This window comes from Bacillus cytotoxicus NVH 391-98 (assembly GCF_000017425.1).
Taxonomy (GTDB): domain Bacteria; phylum Bacillota; class Bacilli; order Bacillales; family Bacillaceae_G; genus Bacillus_A; species Bacillus_A cytotoxicus.
Map to the genome: position 1 here is coordinate 3,987,496 of NC_009674.1, position 14,477 is coordinate 4,001,972.

Genomic DNA, 14,477 nt, shown 5'->3' on the forward strand with positions numbered 1-14,477 from the left:
ATGGATGGTAGTCGACTCTACCGTGTTCATATGTATAAAAAAAAGCAGCGAGACCTCGCTACTTCTTCGAACGCATTACTTCCTTTAAAAACTCTGCCAATACAAGCTGACGGCGCCAACGAGTTGGATTACTACATAAACGATAGAACCACTCTAAGTGAATGGCTTGGATCCATTTTGGTGCGCGCTTTACCTCACCAGCCCAAACATCAAAACTTCCACCTACACCGACTGCCATCTTTGCTTGTAATCGATTTTTATTATTTTGAATGAAATTTTCTTGTCTTGGGAATCCAAGTGCAACAAGTAGTAGATCTGGTTTTGCTTCTTGAATACGCGAAATAATATTCTCTTCTTCTTCAGGCTTAAAGTAGCCATCCTGCAAACCAACAATGTTTATAGCCGAATATGTTTTCTTTAAGTAATCGGCAGCGCCTTTCACAACATGCGGCTTTGCACCTAACAAGAACACGGATACAGATTTCTTTTCTTTTGAAAGTTCTCCAAATAAATGATTCATTAAATCAAAGCCTGCTACTCGTTCTTGAAGCGGTGTCCCTAACATAGCGCTTGCTTTTACAACACCAATGCCATCTGGTGTAATTACATCTGCTTGTAAAAGTGTTTTTTGGAAACTTGAATCTTTTTTTGCGCACATGACAATTTCAGGATTTGCTGTTACAACTTGAAATGTATGAGCTTGTTCAACTTCCAACTGTTTCATAAGGTATTGTACAGTTTCTTCCATCGTCATTGTAGAGAAAGGAACACCTAAAATATCAACTGTTTGTACTGCCATAATTACAATCCTCTCTATTATTCAAGGTTATTTCGCTATTAATTGTTTATATGTTTCTTTCGTATCCTCATATAACTTGTTCAGTGAGAAATTTGCTGCAGCATGCTCGTAAATCCGTTTTCCCATTACAGCTAGTTCACCTGTTTTCCATTTTTCATACGCTTGTTCTAAAGCATTCGCCAAAGCTTTCCCATCACCTACTGGAACAACCCATCCATATGTGTCATCTACGATTAACGGTTCAATTTCACCAGCTCTTGTTACAATAGATGGTACACGTTGATTTGCTGCTTCTAATAGAACTAACGGAAACCCTTCACTATGAGATGTTAATAAGTTAATATGAGCCGATGCAAATAACTGTTTCACATCTTGACGATGCCCTAAAAATTGAACCTTATCGTCAATTCCTTTTTCTTTCGCTAAAGCCTTTAAGTCTTCCTCTAATGGACCATCGCCTACTAATAACACCTTAATTTTAGTCAATGAAGTATTATTTAATGCATCAAATAATACTTCATGCCCTTTAACTGGATGGAGGCGCGCAACTTGAATGGCCGTAAATACATCTTCTTCAATATGAAACTTTTCTTTTTTATCATAACCTTGCGCTTTTTCTTTATCATATTCAATTCCATTATAAATAACACGCATCTTTTCACTAGAAATTCCCAATTGTTCCAAACTCTTTTTCAAACGATTTGTTACAACAAAGAATAAATCTATATCCTTTAAAGCCTTTAAGTTTAATTTCGTAAAAATCCATCCTTTTAAACCTTGCTTTGTAAAGTCTTGAAACGGATCACTATGAATGGTTGTCACCCATTTTGCAGCAATTCTTTTTTTCATAAGAGAAACGTAAAAGTTTGCTCTAGGACCATGTGTATGGACAATATCAAATTGTTCCTCATTAATGAATCTACTTATATTTTTTAAAATAGATAAATCGTAGCGAGATTTCTGTGAGAACACATGAACTTTGATTCCTATCTCCCTTGCTTCCCTCGCAACAATCCCGTCTTCAAATACTGCCAGTTCTACTTCATCGGTTGGGAACTGATCGAGAAGTGAAATAATATGTGTCTTTCCTCCCCCGTCTTCTGCTCCTGCATTCATATGCAATATCCTCATTCTTTTTTCCTCCTTTAAATCCTCGCCACATTTCTATCTACCTTTTATTTTACTGTACTAAAAAATAAAAGCTAACAAAAGTTAGCTTTTATTTTTATCATTCAATTTCTAAATCTACAATGAGGTAAGCTAACACCACTATAAAGTAAATTCCAACCCCTGGTGCTGTCAAAATATGTCCCGCAATATATGCAATACCTAAAGCTAAAGCTAAACTTGTTGCAAGCATTCCATATTTTATATTAACGATGTCTTTAAATCTTGTCATCATACGGAATAAGATTCTAAATCCATAGTAAATGAATGGAATCATCATTAACAAAAAGCCGATGATTCCAAAATCATAAAACCAATCATGGAAGTCCATTTCAATTAACTTTGGATCTGGTTGTTTTTGTTCGTTGTATTTAAAATTACCTGCATAACCCATTCCTAATAACTTTTGTGACATTGGAGCTTCTTTAAAGAATTGCTGATGTCTTTCCGCATATACTTGACGTCCACTGAATATGAGGTTCTCTTGATTTTCCTTTTGCTGTTCTTTCTGAAGTTCCTTTTTAACTTCTTCTTCAACTTTCTCTATTTCTTTCCCTTTTTCCTTGTTCCGTTGCTGTTCTTTTAATTTTTCTTTAATTTCTTTTTCCTTTTGTTGTTGTTGTGCCGCATTTTGCTCTGCTAAATAGTTATTATGAATACCCATGTTTTGTGCTAAAGGTGTCTTCTTAAACGTTCCAATCACACCTGCTAATAAAACAATAGCAATAATACTATTAAGCAATAGTGCCTTTTTGTTTGGATTTCTTCTATCAAATAATACTTGAAGGAGAAGAATGATAATAGCTGCTGCCAATGTTGCACCAATTGAACCCATACCTACTTTTGTACCAACTTGAATTAAAGAATAAATCATCAATAGCGACGGAATCCAATATAAAATACTCGTAATCCCTTTTGTCTTCTGAACAGAATATAATACTACAATCGGGAAGATGATCGCTAAAATAGATCCTAACTCATTTCCAGCATAAAACCATCCACGAGAACCAACTTTCATCCATTGATAACTGCCAAAGTCTGTAGATGTTGCAATAGAAACAACCATAACAATATTGATAATTAATGTAGAATACATAATGTTATCCCTAACTTTTTCACCAATATTTGTAAGTTTCTTCAATGATTTTAAAGCTAAAATGTATGAAGACAGCATAATATACACATACAATGCTTTTGCAAAGAATTTAACTTCTTCGCCCATTATAATCGGATTCTTATTTAGCTTATTATTTATAAAACCTAGGCACAATACTAAACCTAGTACTACTAGATAAATCAAAAACTTTCTATTCTCTTTTTCTTTTGCCTGCAATAAAATATAAATACCACAAACAGTCATAACAAGAAATCTTGCCATTACTCCGAATGTTGTATTTATTTTTAATACGATAATACTAAGCGAAGTTAATAAATCTAAAACAGGTTGTAAAATAATAAAAAAAAGCAAAAATTGCTCAAACCTAATCCTAGTTTGATTTGTCAACATTCTTAGACCTCCATAAAAATCATTACATTATCATGTAGACATTATTTATTCCATTTAAATACACCTAGCAATTATAACATAACTCATATTTAAATTGAGAAATATTTTTATCCTAGCTCCAATCCCTACTTCTCTCCATTGGGATAAAAAACCTCCTTCCTTCTTCTTGTAATAATAATAAACACTATCGATATACTACTAATTTCCAGTTTTAACTATAATATAAAATAAGATTTATGAAAAATCTATTTATTTACATTTATTGAAGTACACCTATTTAAAACACCTATAAAACGATTCATTTTATGTCATATTTCCTTCATCTATGCATCCATTCCTCTTCCAATATATATCTTCTTTTTATGACATTTTCAAACGCTTTCTTTATGTATTTCATACGTTTTTTGACATGTAACGAAAAGTAATTGTTATTTCGATAACTTTAGTGTATATTTTTTCTCTGGAATATCTTTAGGAGGAAGGGATTTAAGCCATGTTATTAATCGATATCTTTACGTTTCTTGGTATTATCGCCGCTGCTATTTCTGGTACATTAGTTGGTTTAAAGAAAGATCTAGATTTTTTTGGTGTCCTTTGTTTAGCTGTAGCTACTGCACTTGGTGGCGGAATTATCCGTGATATTTTGATTGGTAACCTACCTCCCGTTGCATTTATAAAACCAATTTACTTTTTTGTGAGTGTATTATCTGCACTCTTTACTTGTATGTTTTTCGAGCGTATTAACAAATTACAAGTTGTGATTATGCTTTCTGATGCGGTTGGCTTAGGCGTTTTCACTGCAATCGGTGCTAATGCGGCAATGTTACATCATGTTGATGCTCCCTTTTTAGTTGTGTCAATGGGTGTGATTACAGGTATTGGCGGAGGGATTATGCGTGATATTTGTGCACAAGACATCCCTTATGTATTTCGCAAAGAAATTTACGCCATTGCTTCCATCCTCGGTGCAATTAGCTTCTTGATTACATATGGGCTAGGTGCACACGTATTAGCTTTCTATGTTTGTTTACTCGTAACATTCATCATACGCGTAGTCACAGTTATATATAATGTACATTTCCCCGTTTTCTTTAAAACACATGCGAAAATAACTAAAGGTCATTAAGAGAATTTCAAAAGAAGTTCTCTTATTTTATTATATTCGATATTAATATAGAGTAATATTAGAGAAATGGTTATAATGAAACAAGAATACAAAATGAAAACGTTTTATATAACAGGGGGAAAGAGCAATGTTTGGGGCTTTCAAAAAAAAGGATTCACATAGCAGTACAAGTATTATCGAATTAAGTCGACATCAAAAAATAACCTTCCATGTGACAAATTCTGAATTAAAGACGCAGATGGATATGCTTCATATTACGAAAGAAGACCTACAAGTTGTGAAAGTATTACAACCTTTTATTTACGAGCAACTAGAATGGATAACAGATAAATTTTATAGCAATATTACAAAGCAGCCACGCTTAACTGAAATCATTGAACGCTATAGTTCCGTAACAAAATTAAAGCAAACTTTAATGCAACATATTAAGGAGTTATTTGGTGGTAATATCGATGAAGAGTTTATAGAACGTCGTATTCGAATTGCTAAAAAACATGTCAAAATTGGATTACATAGAAAATGGTATACAGCTGCCTATCAAGAACTATTCCGTTCTGTTATGAAAATCTTAAAAGAAAACATTTCAACGATAGATGATTTCTCTTATTCTCTAAATGTAATAAATAAATTGTTCACACTCGAACAAGAACTTGTTATTGCAGCTTATGAATCGGAATATGAAAAGATTCAAAAAGAACATGAGAAAGAAAAAGAAATCACTGCAATGACGATTAAACATATTGCCATGGAACTTGCAGCCATTTCCGAAAAAAATAGTGCCTCTATTCATCAATTAACGACTCAATCGGAAAAGATTGTTGAACTCGCCAAAACAGGTACAGAGTTAGCAATAACCTCTGAAGAAAAGGCAAATAAGGGCAAAAACCAGCTGGACACCCAAAATAAGCGAATGGAAAGTATTCAATCTAATATGGAAACAATTATTACAGACACAAGGGAACTTCTTGACATTTCTAAAAAAATTAATGAAATCATCGATATTGTAAAATCAATTGCTGAACAAACAAACTTGCTTGCATTAAATGCAGCCATTGAATCTGCACGTGCGGGAGAGTTTGGCAAAGGATTTGCGGTTGTGGCAGATGAAATTCGTAAATTATCTGAACAAACGAAGGAATCTATCACAAATGTTACAAAGCTAGTTGAGAAAACAAATAAGCAAATCATACATGTTTCCTCATCTGTGGAACAAATTAGCTCCCTTGTATCTGAGGGAACAGCTAGCATGCATGAAACGGATCATTATTTCCAAGAAATTGTTCATGATATGTCAAATTCAAAAGAACAAAACAAAGAAATTGAAAATGAACTAAAAGTTATATCTCAGGTTATGAAGAGGATTCAAGACGATTCTTCGCAAATGGCTTTAACTGCCGAGAATTTGCAAATGGAATTAACTAGGTAATATTCATTGGAGTTCTCTTCCCTACTGATAAAAAAATTTCATTCCACCTACTCCGAATCTTAAATGTGGAGTCTTACCATCCGAAAATAACGAAAAAAAACAACATAAAATAATAGAATTTAGAAAAATAGCCTTCCACTCTCCCCTTTTTGGTTAGATGGAGGGCTATTTTTTTCATATTTTGACAAGTTGTGATGAGGTAAGCCTGCCTTTGGACAGACTTCACCTGTAAGTGAAGTTGTCCTTTTTAGAGTACTAGTATCATAATATCCAAATTTTAGATATTAATTACAGATATTTCAAAGTTTTTTTTGCACCAGCCCCCTTTTTTGCATTCATCTTTTAATTAGAGGAATGCTTTTTAAGTACATAATAAAAAAAGAAGAAAAACTGTCACAAAATCTGTTTTTCTGGTTTCTATATAATACAGGCATCAAATTGAAAGTGAGGTTTTAACTAACATGTTAACCATAGAAAAAAAAGAAAGTCATGCTTCTGATATGACCTTCGAAGACATATTTAAACAATACTATGTTTACGCTGTGAAACAGATCCTATGGATTGTTAAAAATCAACCTATCGCTGAAGAGTTAGCACAAGAAGTATTTTTACAATTATATCATAGTGATTGGAAAGCAATTGAAAACATACCTGGATGGTTGATTAAATCTTCTACTTATGCAGCTTATAACCATCTACGATCCGAAAAAAGACATCAAGCAAAGATTAATAAAGAAATACAATACCATGACGTGCAAAATGTTTCATCATTAGACGATGATTGGATAAGAAAAGAAGAAATTACAAAAGTCCAAATGATATTAAATAAAATGAATGATCGAGAACGAACTCTTTTACTAATGAAATTCTCTGGTTTTCAATATAAAGAAATAGCAGCAATACTTCAAATTGAAATATCTTCTATTGGAACATTATTAGTCCGAGCTAAAATGAAATTTCGCAAGATTTATAAACAAATGGAGGAGGCATAACAAATGAAATGTAATGATATCGGATTTATTCAAACATATATTGATGGAGAACTTTCTCATGATACAAGAAAAGAATTCACAAAACACCTAGATACATGTGAAGCATGTCAGGATTTATTAGTAGAAATTAGTAAATTAAACCAATGGGAGAATGTAATGCTAGATGAAGAATCGGCATATTCACCACAAGAACTCAAAATTGATGTAGAACAAGCATGGAAAACATTTGAAAATCGTTCAAAACTAGACAATGTTTCTAATATAAATCATAAAAAACAACAGAAAAAGGGGCTATTTACAAACATAAATAAAAAATCAAAACGTTTCATTTACACAGCAGTAGCTTCAATAGGACTTTTTACAACGGCAATGATTCCACAAATACAAGTGGCGGCTACAAATGTTGCCTCATATTTTTCTGATGCAGTTACAAATGATAAGGTTGTAAATGAAGGAATAAAAGATGAAAATGGTGTCACACAAGATATGATGAAGAATGGCAAATATATTCCTATGGATGAAAAAATTACAGATCAAGGTATTACAGTACATTTCAAAGAGTTATATATCGCGGATTCACGTATATCAATCCATTATAGAATGGAAAAAGCGGATGGAAGTTTAGTACCATTTGAATTTGAGACACCCTTTATCCAAGGTTCAGATGATTTCCTTCCTTTTGACCTTATCATAGCAGGTAAAAAATTGGAACATTTAGGCGTTCGTGATAATGATAAACCAGAAGGTGTTATTACATTTGTTGCAAGCCCTGAAGAAAAAGACGCTTTTAAACAACCCCTTACATTAGATGTAAATATAAATAAAATTGGAAAAGTAGCTGGATCTTGGAAAGGTGAGTTTCAACTTGATAATTCACATTAAAAAAATAAAACCAATTAACATGAAAAAAAGAATAGCACAGCATGTATCTAATACTCAGTTTATATGTTTTCTTGTTTTTCTTACATTCATTTCTTATATAGTGTTTACTCTATCTTCCATATTGTAGGACAGCCCATTTCAGTTTGTCGACAAAAGGGGTTCGGAATGTTCTCATTCCGAACCCCTTTTGTGATTTTATAAGAACTTTTCTTCATAGTAATGAGAGTTGTGCTCTACTAGCCCTATAATTTAGGCTGTCTTCTTCAAATTCATGGAAGCGAAAGTAAGCATCGCCTGCATTGACAATTTCTTAAGTCCCCTTAACGTTGTCCAACGCATGCCATGCTTTTCTTTTGCATCTGCGAATACATATTCAGTTATTTCTTTGCGTTTCACTTTATTTTTTAAAAAAGATTTTTTGACAATAGAAATAACTCATATAAGCTCCAAGGCTTTGTACAATAAATAACCCAGGTAGTATTAAATTTTCATATACGGTATTAGAATGAAAAAGTTTCATCCCAATATATCCAACAATAAGCAATATAAATAGCATGTATCCCTCATTTTTCTGCTTTCTAATCATCAAATGCAGGAGAGCAATTGCTGTAAATAAGGTAATAACGATATATGTAAGTTTCTCATACTTAAACAGTACAAAATTCATTCCTTCGCTTGATAATTGATCTATGCTTGGCTTTAGAAAAGCATACCGCTCAACCTCTATCTCATTCAACTGTTGATCGATATGTTCCTTTATATTTGAACTTTTCATTTCCTGCTGCTGATTATTACGCTCTCCGATTAAGACTGATTGTACATATGCCTCATTAGAGATTGTGTATTGAGGCATTCCTATCGTTTGCATCCAATAGCTTATCCCAAAGTGCATCACATAAAACATAACAATTAGACCTATCATTTTTAGTAGTACACTTTGTTTTTGTAATGCCTGAAACACTTCGATTAACATGACATATACGAACACAACGATCATTAAAAAGATACCTACAGGATGAATCATATTACTGAATGCTAATAAAATTGCAGAAAAAATCCACATATAAGAATGACTCAAACCTTTATGTAAAAGGATATAACAAGCAAAATAAAATAAACATGTTGCTAACGGTTCTGCTGTTAAGAGAGCACTAGTAAGAATGTTTGGGATATATAAAGCATAAACGACCGCCGCGATACGTCCGCACTCTTCTTGAAATACAATAGATGCTATTCGGTAAATGAAAAATGCAGTTCCGGTACAAAATAAAATATTGCATAATTGTAAAACGAAGATTGTATCTCCAAATATACGAATTAATAGTGATTGGTAAAGAATAAAAGGCAATTGTGCAACAGCACCAATACGATTTCCAAGCGCAACTTGTTTTGCAGACTCATACATCGACTTCATATCGCCTATAAGCGGGGCGTCTCCAAATAGAACGAATCCAAGCCTAACAAGAATCGTTATGCTAACGAGAAAAATAAGAAATTGTTGATTTGTAAAACGATATTGCAAAATAGATGCAATCAATAAAAGAAGTATAACAAATATAATAAACACAATCACCATACTCGTTGTACTTCCCCCAAAAAATTGCTTTGCCGCGTCAAAAGATGACCACCAAGAATAACCATAAAACACGAGCAGTAACCCAATAATCATTTTGCTAAAAAAAGATGAAAAACCTGTTTGGATTTGATTCATATGTCCATAGCACCTCTATCTCCAGTTATGACAAAACGATTCTATCATGAATGAGTACATAGCTGATAGGGAATTTATATGACAAATCGGGAGTTCATCATTTTTTACTTGCAATGTAAGCGAAACCTCTTTTACACTACAATCTATATAAAAATAAATTTTCTTTCAGTTACATGCATACAAATACGAAAGTGTGATTCTTCCTTTCCTATCATATTTTACTTATTTATAACGGAAGTAAAATCCGACAAATATTACATTCCTTTTATACTAAAAAACATAGCACTCTGATTGAAAACAGAAAATAGGAGATGGTTATATGGAAAAAAAATTTATGAGGGAATCAAAAGCAATTAAAACAACAAGAGTTTTTCCAAATGACTTAAACAATCATCAAACTTTATTTGGCGGAAAATTATTAGCAGAAATTGACAGCGTTGCTTCGATTGCAGCAGCTAGACATAGCCGTAAGCATTGTGTAACAGCATCTATTGATTCTGTCGATTTCTTAACACCGATTCATCAAGCTGATTCTGTTTGTTATGAAGCGTTTGTATGTTACACAGGAAAATCTTCCATGGAAGTATTCGTAAAGGTCGTCGCAGAAAATTTATTATCTGGTGAACGTCGTATTGCTGCCACTTGTTTCATCACATTCGTTGCACTAAAAGATGGCAGACCATCTTCTGTGCCACAAGTACTTCCAGAAACTGATGAAGAACATTGGCTCTATACAACTGGTGCAGAGCGTGCAGAAAATCGTAAAAAAGGTCGTTTAAAAAGTAAAGAAATGGCTGAAGTATTAACTTTAAATAAACCGTGGAATATATAATTTCTCGTACATGCAAAGATGATTCCTTTTCTTTGCATGTATTTTTTTATTACAATAAAATAATAATAAATAAAATCAAGATTGATGAAGTAGAACTTTCTTTATTCTAGGGCTTCATATCTCTTCTATCTAACTTCCTTACTTTTACGGAATGTTGAAGTGAAGTCTTACCAACTGAAAAAAATGGAATATACTCCCTTTTCTTTGTAAATCCCACTTCAGCTTGTCCTTTATTTTGGTATACTATTAGTGGTATATTAGATAAAGTGCATTTAAAAAGAACTATAATATATTAAATATACAAGGGATGGTGCGATAATGTCTGTTGAGGTGCCAATTTCAATACCAAAAACATTGATTATTATTCCTGCTTATAACGAGGAGGAAGCAATCGCTGATACGCTAACTAGACTTTTAAAACTAAAACAACATTTTTCACAACTTAGTATTTGTGTCATAAATGATGGTTCAAAAGATAAAACATCTGATATCGTAAAAAATTTTCCTGTACATCTTGTAAATTTACCATACAACTTAGGGATTGGATCCGCTGTACAAACTGGTTACAAATATGCTTATGAAAATGGATATGACATTGCAATTCAGTTCGACGCCGATGGACAACATAATCCTGATGATTTATACAAAATTATCAAACCAATTGCTGAAGATGAATGCGACATGGTGTTAGGTTCTCGCTTTACAGAAAAAACAGCATATAAAGGTAGCATTTCACGAAGAATTGGCATTTTCTATTTCACTGCCTTATTAAAACTATTAACAAAACAAACATTTATGGATCCAACTTCTGGATACCGTGCTATTAATCGTGAAGTGATTAAAATTTTTGCACATAATTATCCAAAGGATTATCCAGAACCCGAAGTTCTGATTCACTTAAAAAAGAAAAAACTTCGCATTAACGAAATATCTGTCAATATGCAAGAAAGACAAGGTGGACAATCTTCTATTACACCTCTTAAATCCGCATATTACATGATTAAAGTAAGTCTAGCTATCTTAATGCAAAAAATCGTGAAAGGTTGATAATGAATGCCTATAATTACCTTTTCATTTATCTTTATTCTATTATTATTTTTTCTAATTATTAATTCTATCCGTCAAGGAACTTTGGAAACAAAGTACTCTATTTTATGGATTTTTGTTTGTATCTCTATGGCTATCTTAAGCTCTACAGATAAGATTATAAATTGGATTGGCCAGTTGTTAAAAGTGGAGTATCCTCCATCTGTCTTATTTTTATTCGGGCTTTTATTCTGCTTCGTGTTAATTTTTGACTTAACGCGAAAGATTTCTAAATTTCATCATCAACTTGTCACATTAACGCAAGATTACGCATTATTAAAACAACAATTAGAGCATAAAGAACAACAATTAAAAAGCCAAGAACAACAATTATCTCGCTTAAACGAACAATAAACAATCTATTTCCAAATTTAAATACCCCCTTCTATTTCCATAAAATAGAAGGGGGTTTTATTACCCTGTCACAGTAGACTCTTTCTTTAAAAAGAGTTTTCTTACTTTCATTATAGCCACTGTAATTCCTATTCCTATTATAATAAATAAAAGCGGCATTAATGGTAGTGCATAGCGTTCATAGGCAACATATAAAGACGTGAAATATGTTTGAAAAAGAAGAAGAATCCATAAAAATATATACTCTCTCCATTTTCTCCAACATAATACGAATGAAAGAATTGTACAAATGAAAAATAATTGTTTAATAAACTCAAAAAATCCTTTCATACCTTCCCCTGAAATATCAAATATCTTTATATTATGACCTGGATAATAATAAGGCTTTTCCCATAGAATTTCTGGTTTTAAAACAAGATAACTTCTTAGCATAGATTCTTTATCTGTACGCCACCATTCCTTCATGCGATTCACTGCAATCTCTTTCTCCATTTGCATAAATTCATGCGCCTCAATATGAGGATATTTTTCATGCAATTCCCCCTCAATTTCATCCATACCCTTTTCTTTTGGATACCCTTCTCCTTGATAAGTTCCAAGTAATAAAGGATTTCCTGCTCCAGCAGTTAAAGGAATAAACTGATGAAATTGAATATAATTGCGAGCCCACCAGGGCCCAAGGATAATACACAATAATACAAAACTAACGATCGCTTGCTTCATCATAATACGAAATGGATAGCGCTTTATTAAAAGGTACACAAAGAGTAAAATTGGATATAATGCGATTTGCACCCGAAAATACAAAGCTAAAAAATAAAAGAGTAATACAATGAAAAGGTCTTTCATTGCGTGAGTATTGGCTAACTTTAAACTCCAATATAATAAACCAAGTGAAAAAAATAGAAATGGTCCCTCTGTTAATGTTAAATTTTCCACTACTACCTCTGGAGGATAACAAGCTAATAGAAGCGCAGCTATCAATCCCGATGCTGGATTTAAGATGTACGTGGCAATTTTATAAGTCATATAAATGCTAGCTACACCAAAAAGCATCATTACTAATTTAGCTATAAATAGTCCACTAGCACCACTACCAAAAAGATAAAATATAGAGGCTAATAACATCGATTGCCCTGGCATAATATGAATAGTTGGTTTAGCTGGGTCATGATATGTTAGCATACCAGTATCCAATAAAACCTTTGCACTATTTTGGTAACCTATATCATCACTAGCAATTGTTAAGTCAACACCATACGTTGTTAAAGTCAAAAAGCGAAACAAAAATCCTATAAGCAAAATCATACTCAAAAGAGCCCATTTGACCTTTTGAGTCGGCTGTTCTAACATGGAAGTCCCTCCCTTTGGTTACATACGTACATCTCTTTGTTACAACAGAGCAAATGACATTCCCATCTAAATTATTACTATTATATAACATCCGCTCTTTTAAACAAGGTATAATAATTAGTAAAGTTGATTTACAAAGTTTATATGCGGTAAACTTATACAGATGTTCTTGTAATCTTCTTCCTTTATAAAAGGCTTGTATATATGATACAAAACATAAAAAACTAGAGGAGATAAAACGCTATGACGGAACAAAAACAACTCGTTTCTGTTGTAATCCCGCTATATAATGCGGAAAAGTATATTGAAGAAACGATGCAATCTATACTAAATCAAACTTATCAAAACATTGAAATTATAGTTGTAGATGATGGTAGTAAAGATCAATCACCCACAATTGTAAAAGAACTTCAGCGAAAACATCCAGAGAAGGTTCGCTATATCCATCAGAAAAATCAAGGTGTATCTGTTGCTCGTAATACAGGAATTGAGCACGCTAATGGTGAATATGTTGCTTTTCTTGATAGCGATGATTTATGGCATCCAAGTAAAATAGAAAAGCAAGTACAAAGTATGCATTTAAACAATATGGATGCTTGTTATTGCGGCTATATGAACTTCTATGAAGAAACAGGTGAGAAGGTAGAACATGTAACCAACTTTATAAAAGGCGATATGACAAAAGCCTTTTTAACACATCAAGTTGTTGCCCAAACAAGTACGTGGATTTTTAAACGCTCTATCGTTATGAATCATGATATCCGTTTTACACCTGGCTGCAGTTGGGGAGAAGACTTAGAATTTTTATTTAAACTCATGAGTGTCACAAACGTGTGCTATGTAGCGGAATATTTAACTTATTATCGAATCTTATCAGAAGGAAATCTATCTTCTAAATATAAAGATTATGAATTAAAAACAAAAAAAGAATTAGAAGTATTTCATCGAATGAATGACTGGATTCATCATAAATTTTCAGATTTGATAACAAGAGACTCTGAGGAACTGATTCAAATGATTGAAACATATCTATTCCCATATACTGTTATCAATAATGCTTGTATCTATATTAAAGAGAATGCAAAACTAGAAAAGTCACAAGTTCAATTAATCAAACAGGATATAAAGAAATATTGCCGTAAAATTTATTCTAAAAACGGAAAACGAAGCAAAAAATTATATGCAATGCTTTGGTTTGTTCGAATGAAGTTTCTGTTTTCTTAAAACAGAATCATGCTACAC

Annotated in this window: 13 protein-coding genes and 2 pseudogenes; 9 read left to right on the forward strand and 6 right to left on the reverse strand. The window is 32.6% G+C overall.

Annotation, left to right across the window (positions count from 1 at the left end; genetic code table 11):
• Positions 1–58 precede the first annotated feature (58 nt).
• The 3 genes from BCER98_RS19805 to BCER98_RS19815 all read right to left on the reverse strand — a co-directional run bounded on the left by BCER98_RS19805 (position 59) and on the right by BCER98_RS19815 (position 3,473).
• Positions 59–799 (reverse strand): WecB/TagA/CpsF family glycosyltransferase, encoded by a 741-nt coding sequence (locus tag BCER98_RS19805; protein WP_012096378.1) that lies wholly within the window; start codon positions 797–799, stop codon positions 59–61.
• Between the two features lie 27 nt (positions 800–826).
• On the reverse strand, positions 827–1,930 hold the full coding sequence (locus tag BCER98_RS19810) for a glycosyltransferase (protein WP_012096380.1): 1,104 nt from the start codon (positions 1,928–1,930) through the stop codon (positions 827–829).
• 97 nt (positions 1,931–2,027) lie between these two features.
• Positions 2,028–3,473, reverse strand: coding sequence for an O-antigen ligase family protein (locus BCER98_RS19815; RefSeq protein WP_012096382.1), 1,446 nt, complete (start codon positions 3,471–3,473; stop codon positions 2,028–2,030).
• Between the two features lie 493 nt (positions 3,474–3,966).
• On the opposite strand from BCER98_RS19815, the gene BCER98_RS19820 reads away from it, so the two are divergent.
• The 5 genes and pseudogenes from BCER98_RS19820 to BCER98_RS19835 all read left to right on the forward strand — a co-directional run bounded on the left by BCER98_RS19820 (position 3,967) and on the right by BCER98_RS19835 (position 7,899).
• Complete coding sequence (locus BCER98_RS19820; RefSeq protein ID WP_012096383.1) at positions 3,967–4,599, forward strand: trimeric intracellular cation channel family protein; 633 nt, start codon at positions 3,967–3,969, stop codon at positions 4,597–4,599.
• 244 nt (positions 4,600–4,843) lie between these two features.
• A pseudogene (locus BCER98_RS23770) lies at positions 4,844–5,221 on the forward strand (protoglobin domain-containing protein); the annotation flags it as partial.
• Positions 5,219–6,025, forward strand: a complete 807-nt coding sequence (locus BCER98_RS23775; protein ID WP_373367237.1) for a methyl-accepting chemotaxis protein — start codon at positions 5,219–5,221, stop codon at positions 6,023–6,025. The pseudogene BCER98_RS23770 and the gene BCER98_RS23775, both read left to right, overlap by 3 nt.
• Before the next feature lie 461 nt (positions 6,026–6,486).
• Positions 6,487–7,017 carry an RNA polymerase sigma factor SigX gene (locus tag BCER98_RS19830; RefSeq protein ID WP_012096386.1) on the forward strand — a complete coding sequence of 177 codons (531 nt, stop codon included), beginning with the start codon at positions 6,487–6,489 and terminating at the stop codon, positions 7,015–7,017.
• A 3-nt stretch (positions 7,018–7,020) separates the two neighbouring features.
• Positions 7,021–7,899: a DUF4179 domain-containing protein gene (locus BCER98_RS19835; RefSeq protein WP_012096387.1), complete on the forward strand. Its 879-nt coding sequence runs from the start codon at positions 7,021–7,023 to the stop codon at positions 7,897–7,899.
• A gap of 249 nt (positions 7,900–8,148) precedes the next feature.
• Here BCER98_RS19835 and BCER98_RS21550 read toward each other — a convergent pair.
• Both BCER98_RS21550 and BCER98_RS19840 read right to left on the reverse strand, forming a co-directional pair.
• Positions 8,149–8,292, reverse strand: a pseudogene (locus BCER98_RS21550) (transposase); the annotation flags it as partial.
• A gap of 4 nt (positions 8,293–8,296) precedes the next feature.
• Complete coding sequence (locus BCER98_RS19840; RefSeq protein ID WP_012096389.1) at positions 8,297–9,610, reverse strand: glycosyltransferase family 39 protein; 1,314 nt, start codon at positions 9,608–9,610, stop codon at positions 8,297–8,299.
• Between the two features lie 319 nt (positions 9,611–9,929).
• On the opposite strand from BCER98_RS19840, the gene BCER98_RS19845 reads away from it, so the two are divergent.
• The 3 genes from BCER98_RS19845 (at position 9,930) to BCER98_RS19855 (ending at position 11,882) form a co-directional block, all read left to right on the forward strand.
• Positions 9,930–10,442: an acyl-CoA thioesterase gene (locus BCER98_RS19845; RefSeq protein WP_012096390.1), complete on the forward strand. Its 513-nt coding sequence runs from the start codon at positions 9,930–9,932 to the stop codon at positions 10,440–10,442.
• 318 nt (positions 10,443–10,760) lie between these two features.
• Positions 10,761–11,489: a glycosyltransferase family 2 protein gene (locus BCER98_RS19850; RefSeq protein ID WP_012096391.1), complete on the forward strand. Its 729-nt coding sequence runs from the start codon at positions 10,761–10,763 to the stop codon at positions 11,487–11,489.
• 6 nt (positions 11,490–11,495) lie between these two features.
• Positions 11,496–11,882, forward strand: coding sequence for a DUF2304 domain-containing protein (locus tag BCER98_RS19855; RefSeq protein ID WP_012096392.1), 387 nt, complete (start codon positions 11,496–11,498; stop codon positions 11,880–11,882).
• A 60-nt stretch (positions 11,883–11,942) separates the two neighbouring features.
• Here the strand turns inward: BCER98_RS19855 and BCER98_RS19860 are convergent, their stop codons facing one another.
• Entirely contained in the window at positions 11,943–13,235 is a 1,293-nt protein-coding gene (locus BCER98_RS19860; protein ID WP_012096393.1) for an ArnT family glycosyltransferase, read from the reverse strand.
• A 243-nt stretch (positions 13,236–13,478) separates the two neighbouring features.
• Here BCER98_RS19860 and BCER98_RS19865 point away from each other — a divergent pair, with 243 nt between their 5' ends.
• Positions 13,479–14,459 (forward strand): glycosyltransferase family 2 protein, encoded by a 981-nt coding sequence (locus BCER98_RS19865; RefSeq protein WP_012096394.1) that lies wholly within the window; start codon positions 13,479–13,481, stop codon positions 14,457–14,459.
• Positions 14,460–14,477 lie beyond the last annotated feature (18 nt).

Coding starts and splice junctions, on each gene's coding strand:
- BCER98_RS19805 (WP_012096378.1), bottom strand. CDS start 799: ATGGCAGTACAAACAGTTGATATTTTAGGTGTTCCTTTCTCTACAATG.
- BCER98_RS19810 (WP_012096380.1), bottom strand. CDS start 1,930: ATGAGGATATTGCATATGAATGCAGGAGCAGAAGACGGGGGAGGAAAG.
- BCER98_RS19815 (WP_012096382.1), bottom strand. CDS start 3,473: ATGTTGACAAATCAAACTAGGATTAGGTTTGAGCAATTTTTGCTTTTT.
- BCER98_RS19820 (WP_012096383.1), top strand. CDS start 3,967: ATGTTATTAATCGATATCTTTACGTTTCTTGGTATTATCGCCGCTGCT.
- BCER98_RS19830 (WP_012096386.1), top strand. CDS start 6,487: ATGTTAACCATAGAAAAAAAAGAAAGTCATGCTTCTGATATGACCTTC.
- BCER98_RS19835 (WP_012096387.1), top strand. CDS start 7,021: ATGAAATGTAATGATATCGGATTTATTCAAACATATATTGATGGAGAA.
- BCER98_RS19840 (WP_012096389.1), bottom strand. CDS start 9,610: ATGAATCAAATCCAAACAGGTTTTTCATCTTTTTTTAGCAAAATGATT.
- BCER98_RS19845 (WP_012096390.1), top strand. CDS start 9,930: ATGGAAAAAAAATTTATGAGGGAATCAAAAGCAATTAAAACAACAAGA.
- BCER98_RS19850 (WP_012096391.1), top strand. CDS start 10,761: ATGTCTGTTGAGGTGCCAATTTCAATACCAAAAACATTGATTATTATT.
- BCER98_RS19855 (WP_012096392.1), top strand. CDS start 11,496: ATGCCTATAATTACCTTTTCATTTATCTTTATTCTATTATTATTTTTT.
- BCER98_RS19860 (WP_012096393.1), bottom strand. CDS start 13,235: ATGTTAGAACAGCCGACTCAAAAGGTCAAATGGGCTCTTTTGAGTATG.
- BCER98_RS19865 (WP_012096394.1), top strand. CDS start 13,479: ATGACGGAACAAAAACAACTCGTTTCTGTTGTAATCCCGCTATATAAT.